The organism is Neptuniibacter sp. UBA6509 (assembly GCA_002435145.1).
Taxonomy (GTDB): Bacteria; Pseudomonadota; Gammaproteobacteria; order Pseudomonadales; family Balneatricaceae; genus Neptuniibacter.
Window position 1 is genome coordinate 1 of the sequence record DJLT01000125.1, and the last position, 17,513, is coordinate 17,513.

Annotated in this window: 16 protein-coding genes; 8 read left to right on the forward strand and 8 right to left on the reverse strand. The window is 44.1% G+C overall.

Going from position 1 to position 17,513, the window contains the following annotated elements:
- Window positions 1-147 precede the first annotated feature (147 nt).
- Entirely contained in the window at window positions 148-1,446 is a 1,299-nt protein-coding gene (tyrS, locus tag B4K11_RS17210; protein WP_292955604.1) for a tyrosine--tRNA ligase, read from the reverse strand.
- 208 nt (window positions 1,447-1,654) lie between these two features.
- Here tyrS and B4K11_RS17215 point away from each other — a divergent pair, with 208 nt between their 5' ends.
- Window positions 1,655-3,028 (forward strand): OapA family protein, encoded by a 1,374-nt coding sequence (locus tag B4K11_RS17215; RefSeq protein WP_292955601.1) that lies wholly within the window; start codon window positions 1,655-1,657, stop codon window positions 3,026-3,028.
- 2 nt (window positions 3,029-3,030) lie between these two features.
- Entirely contained in the window at window positions 3,031-4,137 is a 1,107-nt protein-coding gene (locus tag B4K11_RS17220) for an anhydro-N-acetylmuramic acid kinase (RefSeq protein ID WP_292955598.1), read from the forward strand.
- A 27-nt stretch (window positions 4,138-4,164) separates the two neighbouring features.
- Here the strand turns inward: B4K11_RS17220 and B4K11_RS17225 are convergent, their stop codons facing one another.
- From B4K11_RS17225 to argC, 3 genes are all read right to left on the reverse strand, one after another.
- Window positions 4,165-4,623, reverse strand: coding sequence for a hypothetical protein (locus B4K11_RS17225; protein WP_292955595.1), 459 nt, complete (start codon window positions 4,621-4,623; stop codon window positions 4,165-4,167).
- A gap of 95 nt (window positions 4,624-4,718) precedes the next feature.
- The gene (erpA, locus tag B4K11_RS17230; RefSeq protein ID WP_292955592.1) at window positions 4,719-5,075 is read right to left on the reverse strand and encodes an iron-sulfur cluster insertion protein ErpA; all 357 of its coding nucleotides are present in this window, start codon (window positions 5,073-5,075) and stop codon (window positions 4,719-4,721) included.
- Window positions 5,076-5,137: 62 nt separating this feature from the next.
- Window positions 5,138-6,172 carry an N-acetyl-gamma-glutamyl-phosphate reductase gene (argC, locus tag B4K11_RS17235; protein WP_292955589.1) on the reverse strand — a complete coding sequence of 345 codons (1,035 nt, stop codon included), beginning with the start codon at window positions 6,170-6,172 and terminating at the stop codon, window positions 5,138-5,140.
- An 89-nt stretch (window positions 6,173-6,261) separates the two neighbouring features.
- On the opposite strand from argC, the gene B4K11_RS17240 reads away from it, so the two are divergent.
- From B4K11_RS17240 to B4K11_RS17255, 4 genes are read left to right on the forward strand one after another with little or no spacing between them, the layout of a single operon-like run.
- Entirely contained in the window at window positions 6,262-7,983 is a 1,722-nt protein-coding gene (locus B4K11_RS17240; protein WP_292955586.1) for a chloride channel protein, read from the forward strand.
- A gap of 27 nt (window positions 7,984-8,010) precedes the next feature.
- A complete protein-coding gene (gene thiE, locus B4K11_RS17245; protein ID WP_292955583.1) occupies window positions 8,011-8,640 on the forward strand; it encodes a thiamine phosphate synthase in 630 nt (209 codons plus the stop codon).
- A gap of 18 nt (window positions 8,641-8,658) precedes the next feature.
- Window positions 8,659-9,939, forward strand: coding sequence for a glutamate-1-semialdehyde 2,1-aminomutase (hemL, locus tag B4K11_RS17250; protein WP_292955580.1), 1,281 nt, complete (start codon window positions 8,659-8,661; stop codon window positions 9,937-9,939).
- A complete protein-coding gene (locus tag B4K11_RS17255; RefSeq protein WP_292955577.1) occupies window positions 9,939-10,535 on the forward strand; it encodes a hypothetical protein in 597 nt (198 codons plus the stop codon). The genes hemL and B4K11_RS17255 overlap by 1 nt, the downstream gene beginning before the upstream one ends.
- Before the next feature lie 144 nt (window positions 10,536-10,679).
- Here B4K11_RS17255 and B4K11_RS17260 read toward each other — a convergent pair whose 3' ends face one another.
- Together B4K11_RS17260 and mrcB are read right to left on the reverse strand one after the other, a co-directional pair.
- On the reverse strand, window positions 10,680-11,246 hold the full coding sequence (locus B4K11_RS17260) for a hypothetical protein (protein ID WP_292955574.1): 567 nt from the start codon (window positions 11,244-11,246) through the stop codon (window positions 10,680-10,682).
- On the reverse strand, window positions 11,234-13,498 hold the full coding sequence (gene mrcB / locus B4K11_RS17265) for a penicillin-binding protein 1B (protein WP_349680100.1): 2,265 nt from the start codon (window positions 13,496-13,498) through the stop codon (window positions 11,234-11,236). Before mrcB ends, B4K11_RS17260 begins: the two co-directional genes overlap by 13 nt.
- Window positions 13,499-13,638: 140 nt before the next feature.
- On the opposite strand from mrcB, the gene B4K11_RS17270 reads away from it, so the two are divergent.
- Together B4K11_RS17270 and B4K11_RS17275 are read left to right on the forward strand one after the other, a co-directional pair.
- Window positions 13,639-15,165: an AAA family ATPase gene (locus tag B4K11_RS17270; RefSeq protein ID WP_292955568.1), complete on the forward strand. Its 1,527-nt coding sequence runs from the start codon at window positions 13,639-13,641 to the stop codon at window positions 15,163-15,165.
- A complete protein-coding gene (locus B4K11_RS17275) occupies window positions 15,165-15,482 on the forward strand; it encodes a Rieske (2Fe-2S) protein (RefSeq protein ID WP_292955565.1) in 318 nt (105 codons plus the stop codon). The genes B4K11_RS17270 and B4K11_RS17275 overlap by 1 nt, the downstream gene beginning before the upstream one ends.
- Window positions 15,483-15,493: 11 nt before the next feature.
- Here the strand turns inward: B4K11_RS17275 and sfsA are convergent, their stop codons facing one another.
- The gene (gene sfsA / locus B4K11_RS17280; RefSeq protein ID WP_292955562.1) at window positions 15,494-16,195 is read right to left on the reverse strand and encodes a DNA/RNA nuclease SfsA; all 702 of its coding nucleotides are present in this window, start codon (window positions 16,193-16,195) and stop codon (window positions 15,494-15,496) included.
- Window positions 16,195-17,355 (reverse strand): pyridoxal phosphate-dependent aminotransferase, encoded by a 1,161-nt coding sequence (locus tag B4K11_RS17285; RefSeq protein WP_292955559.1) that lies wholly within the window; start codon window positions 17,353-17,355, stop codon window positions 16,195-16,197. The genes sfsA and B4K11_RS17285 overlap by 1 nt, the downstream gene beginning before the upstream one ends.
- Window positions 17,356-17,513 lie beyond the last annotated feature (158 nt).

The window sequence follows — 17,513 nt, forward strand, 5'->3', positions numbered from 1 at the left end:
CACCTGCTAGAAGCGGTTAATAAAACATCAGCAACGCTTAATTCTTGTACAGCAGATACAAAAAAGCGCCGCTTAAGTTAATAAGCAGCGCTTTGTTTACTGGCTATAAATAATAGTCTCTATATAGAAAGCTCTATAAAGAGATAATTAAGCTAACTCAAAGAGGTGATGCTTCTTTTTACCCAGCTTGACCAAAAAGTACTTACCGAATAGCGCCTTTTCTGCTGCAAACATTCCTGCCGCATTCATAATATCGTCCATACCATGCGCATTACCATTTACTACAACAGCATTACGCTGCAACGCATCCTTTACCTGCTTACCTGAAGGCGCCATCCCAGCATCAGCAAGTAGCGTTGTTACTGGCTGATCTGACACAGCTGCAACATCTAGCGTAGACGACGGTAGACCATCCTGAGCTAACTGAGCATAATCCTGCTCACTTAAGGAAGAGGTATCCCCAGAGAACAACGCTTCAGTAATCCGTTTAGCAGCAAGTAAACCTTCTTCTCCATGCACTAAACGAGTCACCTCCTCAGCTAGAACCCTTTGTGCATCTGGACGACCCTGACGCTCCGCATCTTCTGCCTCAATTTTTTCAATATCCGCAACAGGCAAAAATGTGAAGTAACGCAAGAAACGATATACATCGGCATCAGCAGTTTGTAACCAGAACTGGTAGAAGGCATAAGGCGACGTCTTAGTTGAATCAAGCCAGATAGTTCCAGATTCAGTTTTTCCGAATTTAGTACCATCAGATTTCGTTATCAAAGGTAACGTAAGCCCGAATACCTGATTGCCATTCATTCTACGAGTCAGTTCAGTACCGCCCGTGATATTGCCCCACTGATCTGAGCCACCAATCTGTAGCGAACAACCATGTGATTTATTCAATTGCTGAAAGTCGTATGACTGAAGAATCATGTAAGTAAACTCTGTATAAGAGATACCTTCACCTTCACGATCAAGACGCTGCTTAACAGACTCTTTACCTATCATCTGATTAACAGAAAAATGCTTACCTATATCTCTCAAGAACGTAAGAACATTAATATCTTTCGTCCAATCAAGGTTATTAACCACTTCAGCACTGTTTGAACCGGAATCAAAATCAATGAACGCACTTACCTGCGCTCTTATTTTACCGACCCAGTTTGCAACCGTTTCATCATCATTAAGCTTTCGTTCTTGCGCTTTAAAACTTGGGTCACCAATTAAACCTGTTGCGCCACCTACTAGCGCTAACGGTTTATGACCATACTCTTGGAAACGTTTTAATGTCAGTAACGGCACCAAGCTACCAATATGTAGGCTGTCAGCTGTTGGGTCGAAGCCACAATAAAGTGTCACACTACCATCCGTTAGATGCTTCTCCAGTTCTTCTTCACTGGTCATCTGCGCAACCAGTCCGCGCGCTTTTAGATCTTGTAACAGTGTTTCACTCATTGTGTATGTCTAACCTTGTATGATGGCATTTATAAAAACGACGCCTATTTTAGCGATACAACGCGCGTAAACAAATAGTAACTGGCGAATATTTATTCATTTTCATTAAGCCCTGCTTAAGTTTCAGCCATAAAGGCCGACATTTTGTAATGAGAATGGCATAATACTTCGATTATTTGATCAGCAACCTGTTTAGAAGGGGACTAGGGTGCTATATCGTTTCAAGCAATTACAAAAACAATTGCCTACTGTGCACTTGCTCGCTGTTAGTGCCTGCGTGTCTATACTCGGCCTGACTCTATTACTCCTACCTTCAGAACAGGTGGAAGCAACTAGAGGGGAAATTTCATCGACACAACCTCCTTTGGTCGTCGAATCAGTTTCTTCCACGCCTTTAATTGAGAAAACCTCCTCTCCATCGTTTGATGCTAAAGACGCTACAGCTGAAACGCCTGTAGTCATCAGGCAAATTGAAGAAAATTGGACTGACTATATAGTAGGTTCTGGTGATAACTTAACTTCAATGTTCAAAAAAGCCGGACTCACTGCCCGCGATGTATACAATGTCACAACCTCTACTGAGGCTGCTCACTCTCTTAGCCGGCTTTACCCTGGTCAAACGCTTTCTTTTATCATTGAAAACGACCAACTTATTAAACTTCGCCATATTCAATCTAAACTTCAGCAAACATTGATTTCTAAAACTGCTGAAGGGTTTATCGTTGATACTGTCGAGCGCAAGCCTGATATAAAGCAAAAGTTTACTGCAGGAACCATTCAAGACTCTCTTTTCCTAGCGGGAGAAGAAGCTGGATTATCAAACAAGAAAATTATGGAGCTTGCCAGCATTTTTGGCTGGGATGTCGATTTCGCTCTTGATATCAGAAGAGGCGACAGCTTCAATCTCATTTATGAAGAGAAGTATTTAGACGGCAAGTATATTGGTGAAGGCCCCATTATCGCGGCACAATTTATAAATCGCGGCACCAAACATACAGCTTTACGTTATACCGACTCTGAAGGGGATAGTAACTATTTCACTCCAGAAGGCTACAGCATGAGAAAAGCCTTTCTCCGCTCACCAGTTGGTTTTGCGCGCATCAGCTCCCGGTTCAGCCTCAGCAGAAAGCATCCTGTACTCAATACCATTCGAGCACATAGAGGGGTTGATTACGCTGCACGCACTGGCACTCCGATCAAATCTGCAGGTGACGGCAAGATAATCTACCGCGGTAGAAAAGGTGGTTTTGGTAATGTCGTAATCATCCAACATGGCAGCAACATCACCACTCTTTATGCCCATATGAGCAACTTTAAACGCGGACAAAAAGTAGGTTCACGCGTACAACAGGGGCAAGTTGTCGGTTTCGTCGGCAAAACGGGTTTAGCAAGCGGGCCTCATCTGCATTATGAATTTCGTGTAAATGGTGTTCATAAAAACCCACTTACGGTTAAGTTACCTAAAGCTCTGCCTATAGCTAAAGCGGAACACTCAACATTCAAGTCGACTGCAAGCGCACTATTGGCTCAACTAGAAACATATCAAGCGACTACGGTTGCCTCTTTGAGCACTCTTAAGTAGGCATGAGCACCTCTGATATTTATATTGGTCTCATGTCGGGCACAAGTCTGGATGGAATCGATGTTGCAGCCATCGATTTCAGCCAATACCTTTCGATTGTGGCCACACATTCAGAAACAATCCCTGACACATTAAAAAAAGAGATACTCCAACTCACGCAACCCAATCCAGATGAGATAGACCTGATGGGTAAGGTTGACATAGAGTTAGGTAAACTTTTTGCCAAAGCCGTCAATACTCTCATTTCTCAAACAAAATTATCCAAAACTCAGATTCAAGCTATTGGCAGCCATGGACAGACCATTCGGCACAGACCTGAGTTCGGTTTTACTCTGCAAATTGGTGATGCAAATATTATTGCGGAACATACAGGAATCACCACGGTCGCTGATTTTAGACGTCGCGATATGGCGGCTAGCGGACAAGGAGCTCCATTAGTGCCCGCTTTCCATAAAGCAGTACTGCATAATCCAGCCAAAGATCGCATACTCCTCAACATTGGCGGAATGGCAAATATCACCTACCTCCCCGCCGATAATAGTAAGATTACGGTCGGTTTCGATACTGGACCAGGCAATGTATTAATGGATGCGTGGATTCATAAACATAAAGCGCTTAGCTATGACCATAACGGTAAATGGGCGCAAAGTGGAAACTGCGACATTAAGCTCCTAGAAAAACTGCTATCGCTTCCCTATTTCCATGAAGCTCCACCTAAAAGCACTGGTCGCGAGCAATTTCATTTGGACTGGTTAACACACCAGCTGGAAGGCTTTAATCTATCGCCTGAAGACACACAAGCGACTCTACTCGAATTAACTGCAGCATCCATAGTTAGTGCCATACAAAGCCACGTGGCCAGTGAATCATTTGAGTTACTAGTATGCGGCGGCGGAAGTAGGAATAACGCACTGATGCAGCGCCTGAAACAGCTATTACCTTACAATGATGTTTCCACTACGGATAAAGTAGGCATTAACGCTGACTGGATGGAAGCTGCTGCCTTTGCATGGTTAGCAAAACGTTGCTTAGAGGGTAAGACTGGCAATAATACAGATGTAACTGGGGCTGACGGAGAAAGAATTCTTGGCGCTATCTATCAAGCTTAAAACATCTATTCAATCGACAGTATGCGTTTAAAAGTAAATATACCCGTCTTTACGTAACCGCACCTCTTCCAATGGACCTAAGGGCACAGTATCAACAAATTCAGGTAACTCTGAACGATCAACATCATTCGCTCGCATCCATGTTTCACAAATACGAACATCAATAACATTATTTTTTTCTAACCTTTCTGCCAAATCCAGTAACGCCTTATGCTGTTCCATATTACGATGACGAAAAGCATGCGCCTCCTCCCCATGCAATACAAACACAATGGGCTCGTATGCGTTTAAATTATCCACCCTTTCCGCCAGCATACTCGCTCGATGAAAAAGCATTTCCACTTCGCTAGGAGAGTTATTCTTTATCAGAGCTAAATATCGAGGTTCTTCATGCTCTGGAGATAAAGGTACTGGAGACTGCAGCGGAGCCGCTGAAGCAACACTAGAAAAAAGAAAGAAAACTAAACTAATTAAAAAAGTTCGCATATCGCCCTCCACAAGTTCAACAATGATAACTTATTAGCAGAGCAAAAAGCGGATGAATAGACTCTGAATCTAAAACAGAGCCTATTCCAAGGCAATCAGATGGAGAAGGATGAACCGCAGCCGCAAGTAGTTGTCGCATTTGGGTTATTAATCACAAATTGAGAACCTTGTAAGCCCTCTTTAAAATCGACTTCAGAACCCGCCAAGTACTGATAACTCATCGGATCAACAACCATTGTAACGCCATCTCGCTCTACAACAGTGTCATCATCCGCAGCACTCTCATCAAATGTAAAACCATATGAAAAACCTGCACAACCACCACCTGTAATAAATACACGAAGTTTGAGGCTTTCATTTTCTTCTTCTTCGATAAGAGTTCTGACTTTCGCAGCAGCCGATTCTGTAAATATCATCGACGACTCTAAGTTTGGATCTACTGTTTCTATCATGGGAACTTTACTCACATTGGCAGGCAACAATTATCGCCTTAACCAAGCAAATTAGTCAAGTATTAAGGCATCAAGCCAACAATATTTAGTCCAGCGCCCTCTTCGACCCCAAACATGATATTCATATTCTGAATTGCCTGCCCTGCAGCACCTTTAACTAAATTATCAATCACAGATAAGACCACAACAGTGTCATCATTCTGCGGACGGTGAATACTAATGCGGCACATATTTCCACCTTTCACGCTACGCGTCTGCGGATGAGAACCCGCTGGCATAACATCAACAAATGGCTCATTCGCATAACGCTCTTCAAAAAGAGTCTGTAAATCATGATCCACAGGATCTTTTAAGATACCGTAGCAAGTTGAATGAATACCGCGAATCATTGGCGTCAGATGAGGTACAAATGTCAAATGAACAGGGCGCTCAGCTGCAATAGCTAAACCTTGTTTGATTTCAGGAAGGTGACGATGCCCATGAACACCATAAGCCATCATACTTTCGCTTGCTTCGCACATTAACATACCAACCTTAGCGCCTCTCCCTGCACCACTGACGCCTGATTTACAATCGGCGATCAAACGGCGATGATCAATCAACTTATTCTCAAGTAATGGAAGATAAGCCAATTGGGTAGCTGTTGGGTAACAACCTGGGCACGCGATCAACTTTGCATCTTTAATTTGTTCACGGTTCATTTCAGGCAAACCGTAAACAGCTAACTCAGCCATCTCAGGCGAGGTATGCTCCATACCGTACCATTCAGACCATACATCAAGATCTTTAATACGGAAATCAGCGCCAAGATCAATAACTCTTACACCATTATCAATCAGTTCGGCTGCCATCTTCATCGCAACACCATGAGGAGTAGCAAAGAAAACCACATCACACTGGCTTAATGTTTTCACATCAGGCACTGAAAACTTAAGGTCGTGATGGCCTCGCAAGTTAGGATACATATCAGCTACACTCACACCCTCTTCTGAGCGAGATGTAATCACTTCCACTTTTGCTTCTGGGTGATTTGCCAACAAACGTAATAATTCCACGCCTGTATACCCGGTGCCACCTACAATACCTACCTTAATCACAGAGACCTCTCATAAGAGTTGAAAAACTGGTAACGTATAATACTACAAAGTATGCAAACCAATGACTATTAATTAAGTAATTCAATACTATGTTTCGACACGCATTTTCCATGGCGCACTTCCGCCACCGCCTAGCGCATAATGAAGCGCTGCCTCAAATGATTATTTTAGGTATTTTGTGCGGTCTTATATGCGGAGTAGTACTAGGCTCATTTCGCCTGCTCCTTGAGGTGCCCCTACAAAATGTACTTCCAGGCCAAAGCAGTGAGAATTTTGAGGGGCTCCCTCCTTGGTTGCATTTTTTCTTGCCGATTATGGGCAGCCTATTACTGATTGCCGTTTTATCCAGAGTAACGCCCCTTAGCAGAAAAGTCGGGGTCACCCACCTTCTGGAAAGAATGGCCTACCACCAAAGCAATCTACCTCTTACGAATGCTTTACTTCAGTTTGTAGTCGCTAGCATCGCCTTACTTTTTGGTCACTCTGTCGGAAAGGAAGGTCCCGCCGTTCATATGGGAGCAGCATGCGGAAGCCAATTAGGGCTCAAGCTCAACCTACCTAATAATACACTTCGAATTTTAGCCGGCTGCGGCTGCGCTGCGGGTATTGCAGCAACCTTTAACACCCCTTTAGCTGGGGTCGTGTTTGCGATGGAAGTAGTCCTGCTCGAGTACACAGTTATCGGCTTCATGCCTGTTATGGTTGCCGCGGCCACTGGCGCTTTGGTTGTGCAATTCATCTTCGGTAGTGATGCTGTACTCACCGTTCCAACAATGCACATAGAATCTCTCCACGAAATCCCTTACGTCGCTTTTCTTGGAGGCATAATAGGATTGCTCGCAGTTATATTTATTATTGTGATGAAAAAAACCATGGAATGGTCAAACCACTCAGTACTTAACTATAAATCCAAGCTGATGATTGCAGGGGTACTAACAGGCAGCGTAGCCCTCTTTTATCCGCAAGTTATGGGGATAGGTTACGATACCGTTACCGCTTCACTGCAGGGTGAAATTGGCATAGGCCTTCTTTTGGGTATTCTTATAGCCAAATGTCTTTTAACGCCCATTGTTCTTGGATTAGGCCTACCAGCAGGACTTATTGGCCCCACATTTTTCATTGGGGCAATTGCAGGCGGACTGTTAGGCATTCTTGGTGCCGGAGCGGTTGATCAAAATGTGGCCAATCCTGGATTCTATGCCTTGTTAGGCATGGGTAGCATGATGGGAGCTGTATGTAATGCCCCTATGGCAGCATTAGTCGCAATACTTGAACTAACCGGAAATCCAAATATTATATTTCCAGCCATGATCTCCATCGTTATATCTAATCTGATTGCTAGATACGTTTTCAATATGCCGTCCATCTTCGTCATGAGCATGCATCAACAAGGCCTAGACTATCGCTACCAACCACTCACTCAGGTTCTTAATGGATCAGCGGTGAGCAGCATTATGAAAACCGACTTTATACATTGTGATACCCAAATATCTCTTCAAGGTGCAATAAAAGCGTTAGAGCATGACCCTAGCTGGATATTAATTGGGGAAGATAACAAACAAACCCTGCTATCCCCCGGAGATCTTAAGATTGCAACGCGACAAGCAACGTCACCACATGATCTGATTAATACAATGGCGATGCCTGCTTTGCGACTTGATAGTACAAAAATAAATAAAAAGGCCACACTTCAGCAAGCGCTGGATACAATGACCGAAAAAGACGTCAAAGCACTGTGCGTAATGGATGATAGCGATGAGGTTCTTGGCCTAATCACACAAGATCAAATCGAATCTTTTTATCGTCAATAATTAACAAACAACAAACTGAAACTAGATATGAACTCTAATCTTTGCGGTTTATATGGCATAACCGACGCCGTACTAATGCCCTCCCTTGAACAGCTACTAGCTCAAGTAGAGCTCAGCCTGCAGGGTGGTGCAACAATCATACAATACCGAGATAAATCAGAAGATAAAAATAAGCGCAGGGCTCAGGCTCAAGCACTTCAAACGCTTTGCCAAGAATATTCTGTACCCATGCTCATAAACGATGATATCGAGCTCGCAGTCGCTGTCGAAGCTGCCGGTGTTCACTTAGGTCAAAGTGATGGCGCCGTTGACGAAGCTCGCCGTAAGCTAGGTAACGAAGCCATCATCGGTGTCACTTGCCATGATTCTATTGAGCTAGCCATTCAAGCGGAGCAGCAAGGTGCAGACTATTTAGCATTTGGCGCTTTTTTCCCATCTAAAACAAAACCCAATGCAAAACCCGCCCCTTTGCACTTACTCCATGATGCTAAACAAAAACTTAGCCTTCCAATAGTAGCGATTGGAGGCATTAGCATGGATAATGCAAACCAGATTATCACTGCTGGTGCAGATATGATTGCCGTAATACATGCCCTATATGCTCAGAACGACATAAAAGCGACGGCCCAATCCTTTTGCCAGCATTTTAACAACTGATTTTTAGAGAGATACAACATGTCCCGTTCAGAAGATCTATTCCAAGCTGCACAAGCTCATATCCCAGGTGGTGTAAATTCACCCGTTCGTGCATTTAAAGGTGTAGGAGGCACACCCATCTTCTTTAAGCGCGGGACAGGCGCCTATCTTTTTGATGAAGATGATAAAAAATATATCGACTACGTAGGCTCATGGGGCCCTATGATTTTGGGGCATGCTAATACTGACGTAATTAATGCGGTAAAAGCATCGTTAGATAACGGTTTAGGATTTGGCGCACCGACTGAAATCGAAATAGAGATGGCAGACAAAGTTTGCGAAATCATGCCGTCAATGGAAATGGTTCGCATGGTGAGCTCTGGTACAGAAGCGACCATGAGCGCAATCCGTTTAGCACGCGGATATACGAACCGTGACAAAATCGTAAAATTTGAAGGTTGCTACCACGGACATTCAGACTCCCTATTAGTCAAAGCGGGTTCAGGCATGCTCACATTGGGCGAACCAAGCTCCCCTGGAGTCCCAGCCTCTTTAGCTGAACACACAATTACACTGACACATAATGATATAGACAGTGTACGCAAGGCATTTGCCGAAGCGGGTGATCAAATCGCATGCATTATTGTTGAACCTGTTGCAGGCAACATGAACTGTATCCCTCCACTACCAGGCTTTCTTGAAGGTTTAAGAGAGGTTTGCGATGAATATGGCACTGTCCTCATCTTTGATGAGGTTATGACTGGATTTCGCGTAGCGCTAGGTGGTGCTCAAGCTGTCTACAACGTAAAACCCGACCTAACGACACTCGGTAAAGTCATTGGCGGCGGTTTACCTGTAGGTGCCTTTGGAGGCAAGAAAGAGATCATGTCCCATATTGCGCCTCTTGGTCCTGTTTATCAGGCTGGAACCCTTTCTGGTAACCCATTAGCAATGGCTGCTGGTCTAGCAATGCTCAATGCAGTTGCTGCACCAGGCTTTTATGAGCAACTCAGTGCAAAAGTAGAACTTCTAACGGAAGGTCTTGAAGCTGTCGCTATAGCCAATGGTGTACCTTTTACAACCAGCCGAGTAGGCGGTATGTTTGGCTTATTCTTTACCGATCAAAAACAAGTTACTAGTTTCTCTGAAACAATGGCTTGCGATGCAGACAAATTCGCAAAATTCTTCCATGGTATGCTGGAACAAGGGATTTACCTTGCTCCTTCTGCTTTTGAAGCGGGATTTGTATCTGCAGCCCACACCCAAGACGATATTGAAGCGACACTTGCCGCTGCTGATCAGGTATTTGCAACGCTATAATGTCAATTCTATTTATCGCTAGCAATACCATTTTGCTAGTCTGCGCCTTGTTACTTGCAGGGCGCAGCTATCAAGTATTCGAAAAACACGTCCATAAAGCCAGCATGGTTATTAGCCTGTCGGCTACATTTATCGCATGCTCCACGCTAGGGACACTGCTCATCCACCAGCAGACCTCAGACCTCATCACTCTAAAGAGAATACTCGACAATCTTGCTTTTTATGCCGGGATCCCTCTTTTAGCCAGCGCTTTTGTTGATATGGCATGGAAGCATGATTGGTCAAAACCTACGTGGGGGCGGTGGCTGCTTGTACTATTTGCACTATTCGAACTCGCAAGAAGGGCCGAATTTGGTGCACAATACAGTCAAATAATGGCGACACTTTCTATTCTTGCATTACTCATTAGCTTTATAAAAAAAGCAAACAGTACGGCAATCCTTTTAGGTACTCTAGCCTCAACATTCCTGGCTGCCAGCCTACTTATTTTCAGCCCTACAAGCATAATACCGGCTCTAGAAAATAGCCATTATGCCGCTTTATCTTTAGCAGCAGCGCTGATTTTTTTAACAAAAATACTGCCTAAAAACCCGTAATTATAAAACGGGACTTTTTAGCATACGAAGCACAAAAAGAAGTTACCAAACCCGACAAAAGCCGTTGAGAAAGCATTGAGAGAAAAACGTAGCTGACGCCAGAGTTGGCGTCAGTTTGGAAGCTATTAATCTAATAACGCTTATCTAATAACTATAAGCCTTACTTTTAGCCTGCTGAGCGCCTGACTGATTACCAGAGCTTAATCTAACATCAGCAATTAATAGCCATAGACGACGCAACATAATTACGTCCCCTATGGCCATATTCGTACCTTTTAAAGCAAGCTGTTCCGCTTGGGACCACTGGCCTTCAAGGCGTCTGATATCAGCCCATTGGTAATAAATTTCTGGATCCCTCGGCGCTATTCGCTGTGCTCTTTCCAAGCTGCTTTCTGCCGCCTGCATCGCGCCACTTTTTTTCTGCTTTTGCGCATTATCAAGCAATGCTACAACCGCAGGGCTCTGTGGCCTTGAGGTCATTAGCGTCGGAACGGGAACAGCCACTGACTGCTCCTTACGCGCCTCTCTCGTGACCGCTGGTCTAACAACAACACCTGTTGCAGCAGGCTCAACAGATTGAGTGACACCACCCGTTCCAGTTCTATCCTCAACTGGGGGGCGATAACCTCCTGTTCCATTAACACACCCAACCAAGCCTAAAATAACTAGACTTAAAACCCCTGTTTTACATCTTGTTGTTACCTGAACCATTTTTTAAACCAATCCAAAGATTCTTCTGTCTGATTTTCAGCACACTCAGCATATTGCTGTGGAGCTGTACCTTTTATGAACGGTAATTGTCTTACACCTTCACAGCGTTCTGCCGATAAGAAACCAGTGCTCTCTTCCACCCAATGATATTCAATACCTTCAGGCTGTACTGCCATAAACGACTGAGGCCTTTCTTTAACCATCAAATCAGTCCAAGCTTTTAACGCACCGCCCGAACCGGTAAATGGCAATTTACCATTATTATCCAGCCCTAACCAAACTACAGCCATACGATCACCAGCGAAGCCAGCAAACCAACTATCACGCTGATCATTACTTGTTCCTGTTTTACCTGCCAAATTCATCGATGCAGGTAAACGGCTGTATACTGATCGTCCTGTACCTTCTCGCATAACCGCTTGAAGAGCATATTGGATTAAGTGCATATTTTCAGCAGAGACCACTTGTTTCACATCAAAAGGATATCTTGATAGCTCCTCCCCTTCTGAATCCGTTACTAGGCGAATCGCTCGCATCGGTGTTCTAAAGCCATTCGCAGCAATTGTTTGATAAACCCGGGCAATCTCGAACGGGCTCATCGATTCTGCACCCAATAGAAGTGATGGGTAAGGTTTAGGCTCACGCTGAACACCTAAGCGCTCAAGCATATCAATGACTCGGTCCAAACCAATATCCATACCTAACTGAGCAGTACTTTGATTGTACGATTTAGCCAGAGCTTTATAGAAAGGAATCTTTCCGTGACTTTGACGATCAAAGTTCTTAGGCACCCAACTTTTTCCATTCGGTAGCGGTACACTTATAGGCTGATCATCTAACAAAGACGAAAGGGTATAGCCCTCTTCAAGCCCACTAAGAAACACAGCGGGTTTCACTAATGAGCCGATGGGTCGCAGGGCATCTAATGCTCGGTTAAAACCTTGGTAACGGGCATTTCTGCCCCCCACTAACGCCAATACTTCGCCAGTTTGAGGATCAGTCACCACCATTCCGCCTTGCAACTCCCCAACGGGCTTACCATGACGTTTTTGTAAACTGGTAATCGTTTTAGTCAACGCATTCGAACTATTAGCCTGAACAGTAGGGTCAAGACTTGTGAAAACCCTTAAGCCTTCTGAGCTTAAAACATGCTCAGGATACTCAGTACGTAATTGACGCTTAACAAGATCCAGGTAGGCGGGGTAAGCCCCTTTATGAAGACTTCGTTGTTGAACTACACCCAAACCTAGTTTCTCAGCATCTAAACGTTCTTTCATACTGATAACACCTTGCTCTTGCAGTACCTTCAAGACCAAATCTCGGCGTTTTTTCGCGCGTTCAGGGTGACGTCGAGGGTCGTAGTACGATGGCCCTTTAACTAAACCTGCCAGCAGTGCTACCTGATGCAACTTCAATTCGTTGATCGGCTGCGCAAAATAATACTGACTCGCTAATCCGAAGCCATGTACGGCCCGAGAGCCCGACTGCCCTAAGTAAACCTCGTTTAAGTAGGCTTCGAGGATCTCATCTTTGTCATAATGCAGATCCAGCAAGATCGCCATGGGTATCTCCATTAGCTTTCTTGCCAAGGTACGCTCAGAGGTTAGATAGAAATTTTTAATCAGCTGCTGAGTTAAGGTACTCCCCCCCTGTATAAACCGCCTAGCCTTCACGTTCACCACCATGGCACGCGCAATACCCTTCAGGGAAATACCGAAGTGATCGTAATAATCCCTATCTTCAATCTGTATTAGCGCTGCGATCAGAGCATCAGGAGCCTGCTCAAGCCTAATCAAATCGCGGTCTTCATTATCCTGCGGATAAATACCTCCAATCAAAATAGGCTCTAATCGACTGAGTGATACACTACGCCCCTTGGAATCTTTTATGGACGCAAGCTGATTCCCTCTAAAATTTAACAAAAGGCGTTTTGCAGGCTCATCACTATCAGGAAAGCTAAAGCCTCGGGTATAAACTCTCGCACGGCTTGTTGCCCATTCAACCATCCCAGGCTGGTCGGCTCTGTTTACAAAACGATAACCAAGCCCTTTTAGCTCCTGTTTTAAGGCATCACGTTCAATAACCTGACCGGCATATAACTCTAATGGCCGCGCATATACTTTTGCAGGAACCGCCCAGCGCTTGCCCTCAAATTTATTTTTGATCTGAATATCTAAATAAATAAGCCCAATTCCACCGATCACCCCCCCTAAAAGAGACAGTTTTAAAAATAGAATAAGTATCTTTTTCAAGAAGCTACGCGGCTTTGAGGAGATACGCCCCTTCCTTGATGATTTTCGTGCTCTCTTTTTTGCCATTGACTAGTATAATGCCCGTCTTAAAGGTAAGCGCAGAAGGCGCAAACCAGACTCTATAATTTATTTGAACGTATATGACGCTGTTAGATTCTTTACAAGAACCGGACTTTTATCCACACCCGGTTGAAAAGATCGAGTTAATCGAAACTCACATTTCCTGGCTAATTTTAACAGGCGATTACGCCTATAAAATTAAAAAGCCGGTTGATTTTGGTTTTCTGGATTTTACCACGCTAGCCAAGCGCCAGCACTTTTGTGAAGAAGAATTACGATTAAATCAGCGCCTCGCTCCTGACATTTATCAACAAGTCATTCCCATAGGTGGATCGGAAGAGCAGCCCATATTCAATATTGATAATTCAGAAACGGTTATTGAATATGCGGTACAGATGCGTCAGTTCAACACCGAACAACGCTTAGACCTACTTTTGCTCAACAAGCGCTTTGACGCAAACTGGATAGACACACTTGCGGAGCAAGTCGCCGAATTCCATAATCGAATCCCTATTGTTGCACAGGATAGCCCTTGGGGCGAAGCTGATACGATATGGGACGTTGTATCTGACAATTTCAGCCACATCACCGATACAATATCCGAGCTGGATGACTGGCATAAAGTACAAGAGCTTACTCACTTTACTGCTCAGCAATTTCGCAAACTAACACCTCTTATTCAGAAACGAAAAGCTGAAGGGCATGTCCGCGAGTGTCATGGAGACCTCCACTTAGCAAATATTACACTCTATAAAGATGAACTCCGCCTGTTTGATTGCATCGAGTTCAACCTTCAATTCCGCTGGATAGATACAATCAGCGATATAGCTTTCCTTTTAATGGACTTAGAGGCCAATGGTGAGTTTCGCTGGGCTAACCGCTGCCTAAACCGCTATTTAGAGATATGTGGTGATTATCAAGCCCTACCTTTGCTGAATTTTTATAAGGCTTATCGCTCTATGGTTCGCGCCAAGGTAGCCGTACTTGGAGGCATCATTGACACTCCAACATTGCGACGCTATCTACGCTTAACAGATTACTATGCAAGTAAGCCCAAACCTACATTGTTTCTTATGCATGGGATATCAGGCAGCGGTAAAAGCCATTTAAGCCAGCAATTAGTTGATCAAACAGACACGATAAGAATTCGTTCCGATGTAGAACGTAAACGCATTTTTAGAGACCTTAGCCTTAAAGGTGAAAAGTTAGACCTTTACGGTCCTCAAATGAATGCTCACACCTTCAACCATTTATTTGATACCAGCGCAGGTTTGTTACATCACGGCTATTCGGTCATTGTAGACGCTACATTCATTCGCCAACGAACAAGGCAAAGCTATATCGATCTAGCAGAAAAACTAGATATACCTATCCGTATTATTAACTGCCAATGCGAGCAAAAACTCATCGAAGCCCGCCTCAAACGTCGTGCTGCCGAGGGGAACGACGCATCGGATGCCGATGTTAGCGTGATGTTAGAACAACAAGCCCATCAACAGCCCTTAACCGTTGAAGAGCAGGCAATTACGGTCACAGTAGAGACAGACGATGATGAAGCGATTACTCGCCTCTTAGAACAACTACGATTGCAAGAAGTGATTTTTTGATGCACAAACTATGTTTATACAGCGATATCCCAGAAGGTAGCGCGAAAGGCTTTGAGATAGACGGAAGAAAAATCGTTGCCTGTAATTACCGTGAAAATATTTACATCTATGAAAACAGCTGCCCCCATCGCAGCATTCCACTAGAGTGGCAGCCGGATCAATTTCTTGATTATGAAAAAACCTTTATTCAATGCGCCACGCATGGTGCACTGTTTAAGATTGATACCGGTGTATGTATCGCAGGCCCCTGCGTAGACGACAAACTAAATAAGATCGCTTTTATTCAAGAAGGCGAGCAAATACTAGTTGAACTGTGATGCATACGCACTCATAGCTCTACAGGAAGCTCGCGTGCGAGCGTAACATGATGCTCATCAATATCAGCGCCATAGGCAATCACTTCCACGCCTACACGCTTAGCTTCCCGCAGCAAGCGTCCATATTCTGGATCTACATGATCAGCAGGGCGAACCTTTTTAATACCTGTATGCGGCACGCAAAATAGCATAACTGCACGATCACCCTGTTCAACCATCGCCATTAATTCACGCAGATGTTTCGCACCTCGGGCCGTCACAGCGTCGGGAAAACTACCCCAATTATCTTCTTCCAGTAAGGTTACATTTTTAACTTCGACCCAAGCTCGTCCTTTTTTTTCATCTTCCAGCAAAAGATCAATACGGCTATTTTCACCGTATTTCACCTCCTGCCTGAGAGAGGCATAACCTTGCAGAGAAGAAACAACACCATTCTCTATTGCCTCTTTTACTAATTTATTTGCCCGCCCGGTGTTAACACAGGCCATATAACGACCTTCAACCTCAACAATTTCCCAACCTAATGGATATTTCCTTTTTGGATTTTGGCTATCTAGTACCCAAACACGACTGCCCGGGTCAGCGCAATTTTTCATTGAACCTGTATTCGGGCAGTGAACTGTCACCTCTTCACCGCTTTCTAGCGTTATATCTGCGAGGAAGCGTTTGTAACGTTTAATTAACGTCCCTTGTATCAAGCCATTAATCTGCATTAACCTTGAATCCTTTTTTGTAGTCGCTCTACCGCCAACTCAATACGATCTAGGCCTGTCGTATATGAAAAGCGGATAAACTCATTACTACGATGCTGCCCAAAATCTAAACCTGGCGTCGTTGCTATATAATCTTCTTCCAATAATGACCAACAATAATCAAACGTATTATCCGTCACATGCTGCGCACCGGCGTATACATAAAACGCTCCTTCAGGCATAACCGGAATTGAAAAGCCTAAATCGCGTAAACCACTTACCAGCAGATCACGGCGTAATTTAAACTGCTGTTTTCGCCCCTCAAGCTCTTCCAATGTTGCAGGCTCAAATGCAGCCAAAGCAGCATACTGAGAGACTGTATTCGGAGAAATCATTAAATTCTGGGCCAGCTTTTCTAACTCATGAGCGGCATCAAGCGGTGCAACTAACCACCCTAATCGCCAGCCTGTCATGCCAAAATATTTAGAGAAGCTATTCACCACAAAAGCATTAGGGTCGACCTCTAAAACTGAGTAATCATCACTTGCGTAGGTCAAACCATGATAGAGTTCATCAACAACTAAGGCCCCATCTTGCTGCTGCACCTCTTGTGCAATAGCACTCATCTCATCACGATGAACAACAGCACCGGTAGGGTTTGCAGGTGACGCCAATAAAACCCCAGCCGTATTCTGCTGCCAATGCTGCTGCACAAGAGAAGCGTTCAACTGAAAGTTTTGCTCTGCATCAACAGAAACAAACTGAGACTTAGCTTCTAAAAAACGTAAAAACTGCCGATTACACGGATAGCCGGGATCCGCCATCATAAAACTTTCACCCGCATCAGTAAGCAATGAGAAAACCATTAACAAAGCACTGGATGCTCCGGTGGTAACAATAATTCTCTCGGGTGAAATGTCTAAATTGTATTTCGTTTTATACCAACCGCTAATCGCTTCTCGTAGCTGGGGAATACCTGCCGCTGGTGTATATTGTGTCAGCCCCTTATCAATCGCATCCTTAGCTGCGGCAGCAATCGCAGGTGCTGTGCCAAAATCGGGCTCTCCCACTTCCATGTGAACAACATCAAAACCATTTGAATCTAATAATTTAGCCCTTTTTAAAAGATCCATTACTTTAAAGGTTTCAATTTCAGCAACACGTTGAGAGGGACGAAACACTATTATATTTCCTGATTCAGCAATAAAAACTAAAGTATACCTAATTAGTTCAATCAATCATGCAAATCCCGTCCTAGCTCACTATTTACAACCCTTACAGCTTAAGCTAAACCTAATTAAATGCTTTTCGGTGTCTATTGATAAAATTTAGGGCTAGC